Genomic DNA, 5569 nt, shown 5'->3' with positions numbered 1-5569 from the left:
ATGTTGAAGCCGTCGGCGCCGCCCTTGTTAAAGCGCTCTTCGAGTTCGTTCGCGATGGTCTCGGCCGTCCCGACGAGCTGCCAATGGCCGCGTGCCCCGGCGATGGTCTCGTAGAGCTGACGGATGGTGAGATTTTCTCGCCGGGCAAGATCGATGATCAATTGCTGGCGGCTCTTGCCGCGCTCGGTCTCGCTCAGGTCCGGCAGCGGCCCGTCGAGCGAATAGGCGGAAAGATCGACACCACCGGAGAGGTTTGACAGCAGCTCCAGCCCGACGTCGGGATGGATCAGCGACTGGATCTGCTCGAACTTTTCGCGGGCCTCGGCTTCGCTTCGCCCGACCACTGGAAAGACGCCCGGCATAATCTTCAAATCATCCGGATGGCGGCCATACTTCTTAAGCCGTCCCTTGAGGTCGGCATAGAAGCTCTGCGCCTCCGGGAGCGTTCGCTGCGCGGTGAAGACAACCTCCGCGGTGCGGGCCGCCAACTCCTTGCCCGCCTCGGAAGAGCCGGCCTGCACGACGACCGGGTGACCCTGCGGCGAGCGCGAGACCGTCAGCGGTCCGCGCACCCGGAAATGGCGTCCGCGGTGCCCCAGGATATGCACTTTCTCCCGGTCGAAGAAGAGGCCGCTATGCTTGTCACGCAGGAAGGCATCATCCTCCCAGCTGTTCCATAGGCCGAGCACGACATCGGCGAACTCTTCCGCTCGTGCGTAGCGGTCTTGATGCGCGAACTGGCTGATATTGCCAAAATTCTCCAATTCGAGCGGATTGGACGACGTCACGAGGTTCCAGCCGGCCCTGCCGGCGCTGATCTGATCGAGCGACGCGAATTTGCGAGCCAGATTGAACGGCTCATTGAATGTTGTGGAGGCTGTTGCCACCAGGCCGATCCGCTCCGTCACGACGGCAAGTGCCGACAGCAGCGTCAGAGGCTCGAAACCAACGGCCCATTCGTCGGTCCGGGAGAGGGATTTGAGATCATCCGTATGGGCCGCGACCCCATCCGCCAGGAAGATCAGGTCGAACTTCGCGCGTTCTGCCGCCTGGGCAAATGCGATGCGCTGCCTGAGGCTCGTCGTCGCATCCGCGGCGGTGTCAGGGTGGCGCCATGCCGCCACATGGTGGCCAGCTGGATACATGAAGGCGCCAAGCCGCAGCTTCCCAACCTTGCTCACCTTCAGTCTCCTTTCAGCAACGATGACAATTCACGAGGATCACGGCGCTTTACCGGAGCGGACGATCGGCGTGGATTTTGGCGGCGTGGCTAACAAGTTGCCGGCGCCGTCCTTTTCGGCCGCACGATGCCTAGTCGCCGCAAGAATAATTGGCTTTCCTTTAAGCGAGGATGGCTCCAGCAGATCGAAGAAATGCTTGAACAGTCCAGTGTAGCTGCCTTTGAACGTCGGCGAGCCGACCACCAGGACAGCGGCGCTCGACAATTGCTCGACGATGTTTCGGGCCGAAAGGTCAAGGTCACCAAGCCGCTTGGAGCGCGCAAAGTAAGGGCCTAAATCCTGGATGTCGAAAGTAGCTGAGGATGCGCCAATCTTCTTCGCTACTTGTCCGACTATGTGGTCAACAAACCCCATTGTCTTCGAAGGGAGAGTAAGATTACCCGATATTCCTAGCACGAACTTCTCGACATTTGCCGGCCCCCCTCATAACGGTCTGTACCCACCAAACTCTATCGACTTGGTCGAATTAAGAGAGGGAGCAGATTTCAAAAAGAAGCCGCCAATCGGATGGAGTTTGCGGAATGTCGGCTATGATGGGGTCATTCGATGCTGACTGGAAGCATCGGGTGGGCGGCGATCAAGGCGAGCCGCCAGGTTGTGCCGGCGAGATGAGACAGAGTGAAGCCAGCGCCTGCTGAAGGATCGACCTCAGAACTCGATTTTGTCGGTGTGATGTGTCCGACGAAATCACGCGCTACCGATCTTCTCCGTCTGCGACTGTCAGTGACAAGCTTTGTGCGGGTTTGCCCGCGTCTTTAGGTTGGCTTGGTATTTTCCAAACGCAGCTGCGGGCTACAATAGTTGTTCGTCGACTACAGATTTACGGGCAGAGGCCAAAGGCCGATGATGCCGGGAGTTGATGATGCATAAACTGAGCCGCGCCGCCCTCTTCGAGCTTGTGTGGTCGAAGCCGATGACCGAGATCGCTCGCGAACTCAACGTGCGCGACCAGCACGTCGCCGTGGCTTGCGATCTCTTTGACATCGCCCGACCGCGCGCCGGGTACTGGCAAAAGGTCGGGTACGGCAAACCTGTCGAAAGGGCTGTCCTCAGCACTGAAGCCTTTTCTGCCGAAGAGATTGTTTGCGTAGGCGTCTGAAGGCGGTCACGTGCCGATCCGGACGTGCCCGGTTGCGTCCCTCGATGGTCCCGTGCGCCAAGATGAAAGACGCCGGCAAAGGCGTGCTCCAAATCTTTCCAAGAAAGCAAAGAACGTCTTTGCTTCGATTTCGCGGCCTTCGCTACAACTTATCAGCACTTCGATGAGGAGAGTGCCAAGTTTAGCAATGGAGATATGCCATGGGTTTCAAACCCTTGCATGATCGGGTGGTGATCCGCCGGATCGAAAGCGAAGAAAAGACAGCGGGCGGCATCATCATTCCCGATACCGCCAAGGAAAAACCGCAGGAAGGCGAAGTTGTTTCGGTCGGCCCCGGCAGCCGCGACGAGACGGGCAAGCTCATTCCGCTGGACGTCAAGGCCGGCGATCGCGTGCTGTTCGGCAAATGGTCCGGCACCGAAGTCAAGATTGGCGGGCAGGATCTGCTGATCGCCAAGGAATCCGACATTTTCGGCGTTATCGCCTGACACTTTCCCGAGACAATTACAGGAGACAATAGTCATGGCCGCCAAGGACGTGAAATTTTCAACCGATGCCCGAGACCGCCTGCTGCGCGGCGTGGACATCCTCGCCAACGCCGTGAAGGTCACGCTGGGACCCAAGGGTCGCAACGTCGTCATCGACAAATCCTTCGGCGCGCCGCGCATCACCAAGGATGGCGTCACCGTCGCCAAGGAAATCGAGCTCGAGGACAAGTTCGAGAATCTCGGCGCGCAGCTGCTGCGCGAGGTTGCTTCCAAGACCAATGATCTTGCCGGCGACGGCACCACGACCGCGACGGTTCTGGCTCAGGCGATCGTCAAGGAGGGCGCGAAATACGTCGCCGCCGGTCTTAATCCGCAGGATCTGAAGCGCGGCATCGATCTCGCTGTGGCCGCCGCCATCGCCGATATTAAGAAGCGCGCCCGCAAGGTCGCCTCGTCGGAAGAGGTGGCGCAGGTCGGCACCGTTTCGGCGAACGGCGCCTCGGAAATAGGCCGGATCATCGCCACGGCGGTTGAGAAGGTCGGCAACGAAGGTGTCATCACCGTCGAGGAGGCGAAGAGCTTCGAGACCGAGCTCGACGTCGTCGAAGGCCTGCAATTCGATCGGGGCTATCTGTCGCCGTACTTCGTCACCAACGCGGAGAAGCTCGTCGTGGAATTCGACGAACCTTACGTGCTGATCTTCGAGAAGAAGCTCGGTTCGCTGCAGCCGCTGCTGCCGATCCTGGAAGCGGTCGTGCAGACCGGCAAGCCGCTGCTCGTCATCGCCGAGGACGTCGAAGGCGAGGCGCTCGCCACGCTGGTGGTGAACAAGCTGCGTGGCGGGCTGAAAATCGCGGCCGTCAAGGCGCCTGGGTTCGGTGATCGGCGTAAGGCTTTGCTCGAGGACATCGCCATCGTCACCGGCGGCCAGGTCATTTCCGAGGATTTGGGCATCAAGCTCGAAAGCGTGACCCTGGCCCAACTCGGCCGCACCAAGAAGGTCCGGATCGACAAGGAAAACACCACCGTGGTCGATGGCGCCGGCAAGAAGAGCGAGATCAAGGCCCGCATAGCCCAGATCAAGCAGCAGATCGAAGAGACCACCTCCGACTATGACCGCGAGAAGCTGCAGGAGCGGTTGGCCAAGCTTGCCGGGGGTGTTGCCGTCATTCGTGTCGGCGGCGCGACCGAAGTCGAGGTCAAGGAAAAGAAGGACCGTGTGGACGACGCGCTGAACGCGACCCGGGCGGCGATCGCCGAAGGCGTCGTGCCCGGCGGCGGCGTGGCGCTTTTGCGCGCCAAGTCCGCGGTGCAAGCCTTGAAGAACGGCAATGCCGACATCCAGGCCGGCATCAGCATCGTGTTGCGGGCGCTCGAGGCACCGGTCAGGCAGATTGCCGACAATGCCGGCGTGGAGGGCTCGGTCGTGGTCGGCAAGATCCTCGAGAATAAGTCGCCGACCTTCGGCTTCGACGCCCAGAACGAGACCTATGTGGATCTGCTCAAGGCGGGCATTCTCGATCCGGCAAAGGTCGTGCGCACGGCCCTGCAGGACTCGGCGTCGGTGGCCGGACTTCTGGTCACCACGGAGGCCCTCGTCGTCGAAGCGCCGAAGGACAGGCCCGGCACCCCCGTCGGCGCTCCCGCCGGTGGCGGTCTGGACTTCTAGATCGACCAGCGCAGGGAGAGACCAGCGAGGCGCAGGCGGCTTGCCTGCGCCTCCGGCGTTTCGCCGTGCTCCGTCATCGCGGCCCGGGGTATCCTGGTCGTCACAATGATCGCCGGTCCAATCACTCGCCGCAGGCTTGAACCAAAAGACCAGGAACCAAGATGACGCGTTATATCAAGGTCGAGAGCGCAGCGCCTTCCCCCAGAACCGCACGCTACTCTCACGCCGTGGAATTCAACGGTCTGCTCCATATCACCGGCCAGCTTCCCATCGACCCGACGCAGCCGGACGCCGCGCTTCCTGGCACGATTGGCGAGCAGGCGGACCTGGTCTTCCTCAATCTTTCGACTATCGCCGAAGAGTCGGAGTTCAGTTTATCGAATTGCATCTTCGCCAGAATCTATCTCAGGAATTTCGAGCAGGACTACGCAGGCTTCAACGCGGTCTACGATCCCTATTTTCCTGACGCCGACCGACTGCCCGCAAGAACAACGGTCGGTGTCGCAATGCTCGGCAGAAACGCTCTCGTCGAAGTCGATCTCGTTGTGGGGCAAGCCGGATCGTAGGGCAGGTCCGACGTTCAGTTTTGCCCGCGGTGAAGCGCCGGCACATTGTTGAAGGTGCCCACACTTACTTGATCGGCCACTTTCCTTGTCGTGGATCAAAACCATTCTCGGGCCGAATACATGATCTGACGACGGTCCATCGCAACTAGGGCAAGGCATCTGCCGCCCTGCATTTCGGCAAACCGCGGAATGGCGCAACGCCGTTGCGATAGCCGCCATCTTTTTAAAATACCCTTTGTTTACCGACTTAATAGACTTTCGTATCACCATCAGGCGGCAATCGCGCCGCTCAGGGGTCGGTTATGAGCACCATTTCAGCAGGGTCGGCAGAGACGGGTGTTGTCGCGGCGGGCTCGTCGCTGGGCGGAGGCCTTCGCCGAAATTATCTGAGCTTTCCCGAGGTCGTTGCTCAATCCATCGGACCCATCGCCCCGTCGGGAGCGCCCGGCCTTGTCATTCCCGTCGTGTTTGCAACCGCCGGCAACGGCACCTGGCTTGCGTATCTC

The 5569-nt window shown here is 60.5% G+C and carries 6 protein-coding genes and 1 pseudogene; 5 read left to right on the top strand and 2 right to left on the bottom strand.

Going from position 1 to position 5569, the window contains the following annotated elements:
- Window positions 1-1145: LLM class flavin-dependent oxidoreductase (locus EOA24_RS25780; protein ID WP_133374609.1), on the bottom strand; the 1145-nt coding region annotated here is incomplete at its 3' end.
- 75 nt (window positions 1146-1220) lie between these two features.
- Window positions 1221-1637 carry an NAD(P)H-dependent oxidoreductase gene (locus tag EOA24_RS25775; protein ID WP_281059898.1) on the bottom strand — a complete coding sequence of 139 codons (417 nt, stop codon included), beginning with the start codon at window positions 1635-1637 and terminating at the stop codon, window positions 1221-1223.
- 463 nt (window positions 1638-2100) lie between these two features.
- On the opposite strand from EOA24_RS25775, the gene EOA24_RS25770 reads away from it, so the two are divergent.
- The 5 genes and pseudogenes from EOA24_RS25770 to EOA24_RS42455 all read left to right on the top strand — a co-directional run.
- Window positions 2101-2340 (top strand): hypothetical protein, encoded by a 240-nt coding sequence (locus EOA24_RS25770; RefSeq protein ID WP_127410195.1) that lies wholly within the window; start codon window positions 2101-2103, stop codon window positions 2338-2340.
- A gap of 200 nt (window positions 2341-2540) precedes the next feature.
- Complete coding sequence (gene groES / locus EOA24_RS25765) at window positions 2541-2828, top strand: co-chaperone GroES (protein WP_127410194.1); 288 nt, start codon at window positions 2541-2543, stop codon at window positions 2826-2828.
- A 34-nt stretch (window positions 2829-2862) separates the two neighbouring features.
- Window positions 2863-4497 (top strand): chaperonin GroEL, encoded by a 1635-nt coding sequence (groL, locus tag EOA24_RS25760; protein ID WP_127410193.1) that lies wholly within the window; start codon window positions 2863-2865, stop codon window positions 4495-4497.
- Between the two features lie 161 nt (window positions 4498-4658).
- Window positions 4659-5063, top strand: coding sequence for a RidA family protein (locus EOA24_RS25755; RefSeq protein WP_127410192.1), 405 nt, complete (start codon window positions 4659-4661; stop codon window positions 5061-5063).
- A gap of 302 nt (window positions 5064-5365) precedes the next feature.
- Window positions 5366-5569: pseudogene (locus tag EOA24_RS42455) on the top strand (APC family permease); the annotation flags it as partial.

The sequence above is a fragment of the Mesorhizobium sp. M2A.F.Ca.ET.039.01.1.1 genome (genome assembly GCF_003998035.1).
Lineage (GTDB): Bacteria > Pseudomonadota > Alphaproteobacteria > Rhizobiales > Rhizobiaceae > Mesorhizobium.
The sequence above is the reverse complement of the archived record's forward strand: the minus strand, read 5'-3'. Positions and strand labels throughout refer to the sequence as shown.

Coding starts and splice junctions, on each gene's coding strand:
- EOA24_RS25770 (WP_127410195.1), top strand. CDS start 2,101: ATGATGCATAAACTGAGCCGCGCCGCCCTCTTCGAGCTTGTGTGGTCG.
- groES (WP_127410194.1), top strand. CDS start 2,541: ATGGGTTTCAAACCCTTGCATGATCGGGTGGTGATCCGCCGGATCGAA.
- groL (WP_127410193.1), top strand. CDS start 2,863: ATGGCCGCCAAGGACGTGAAATTTTCAACCGATGCCCGAGACCGCCTG.
- EOA24_RS25755 (WP_127410192.1), top strand. CDS start 4,659: ATGACGCGTTATATCAAGGTCGAGAGCGCAGCGCCTTCCCCCAGAACC.